Annotated in this window: 1 protein-coding gene; it reads left to right on the forward strand. The window is 63.3% G+C overall.

Annotated elements, in window-relative coordinates:
* Positions 1-248: hypothetical protein (locus SB765_RS32390; RefSeq protein WP_410932863.1), on the forward strand; the 248-nt coding region annotated here is incomplete at both ends.

Below are 248 nucleotides of genomic sequence, written 5' to 3' on the forward strand. Positions count from 1 at the left end.
TCGCACATCCCGGCTGACAAGCCGCAGTTCTGCGAAGTGGACAAGAACCCGCCGTTCGACCAGGGCGAGCTGGCCGAGAAAATGGTGGAAATGGCCATGCCGGCCATCCGTGACCAGGCTGGTGGCGAGTTCAACCTCGACATCTGCAACTGCGACCGTTCCATCGGTGCGCGCGTGTCGGGTGAAATCGCCCGCTTGCACGGCAACCAGGGCATGGCTGCGGCGCCGATCACCTTCCGTTTCAAGGG

Source organism: Pseudomonas sp. SIMBA_067 (genome assembly GCF_046534675.1).
Lineage (GTDB): Bacteria > Pseudomonadota > Gammaproteobacteria > Pseudomonadales > Pseudomonadaceae > Aquipseudomonas > Aquipseudomonas putida.